The sequence below is a fragment of the Prevotella falsenii DSM 22864 = JCM 15124 genome, assembly GCF_000613945.1.
GTDB lineage: Bacteria > Bacteroidota > Bacteroidia > Bacteroidales > Bacteroidaceae > Prevotella > Prevotella falsenii.
In genome coordinates this window covers 1-634 of the sequence record NZ_BAJY01000089.1, presented here as the reverse complement: position 1 = coordinate 634, position 634 = coordinate 1, and the positions used below count along the sequence as shown (strand labels likewise).

1 protein-coding gene and 1 rRNA gene are annotated in these 634 nt (G+C 46.8%); one reads left to right on the top strand and one right to left on the bottom strand.

Going from position 1 to position 634, the window contains the following annotated elements:
- Positions 1-413: transposase (locus JCM15124_RS12580; protein ID WP_024999677.1), on the top strand; the 413-nt coding region annotated here is incomplete at its 5' end.
- Positions 414-499: 86 nt separating this feature from the next.
- Here the strand turns inward: JCM15124_RS12580 and rrf are convergent.
- Positions 500-612: ribosomal RNA gene (gene rrf, locus JCM15124_RS12575) — 5S ribosomal RNA — on the bottom strand.
- Between the last annotated feature and the right edge of the window lie 22 nt (positions 613-634).

The window sequence follows — 634 nt, the reverse complement described above, 5'->3', positions numbered from 1 at the left end:
GTAGAGTTCTACAGAAAAATATAATAATTTTGCACTTGCTGGTTGACTCTACGACTGAAAACCGGAAACAAAGAGCAGAAATCCTTTTCGAGCAATACCCAGACCTCGGGGAAGCCTATTCGCTTGCACACTCCCTACGTATGATATTCTCAAAGAACACCATCAAGGATGCAGCAAGGCTATCCTTGGCGCGATGGTACAACAAGGTTGACAAATCGGGGTTCAAGAGCTTTAACGTAATTGCTGCAACCTTGTACGAACATTACGACGAGGTGCTCAACTTCTTTGTAAACAGGGCCACAAACGCATTCGCCGAATCTTTCAATGCAAAGATAAAGGCGTTCAGGGCGACTGTAAGAGGAGTTGCGGATATAAAGTTCTTTATGTTTAGACTTTCAAAGATTTATGCATAGCCCCCACTAATCTTCCGCTGAGCCGGCATAAGCCCGACACAAACGAAGAAGCCCCGACCACTCTTCGCAGTCGGGGCTCCGGCAAAAAAAGGCAGCTACCTACTCTCCCACATTGCATTGCAGTACCATCGGCGCAATCGGGCTTAACTTCTCTGTTCGGAATGGGAAGAGGTGGAACCCCGACGCAATAACCACCTGAATAAATCATCAGTGCACACATC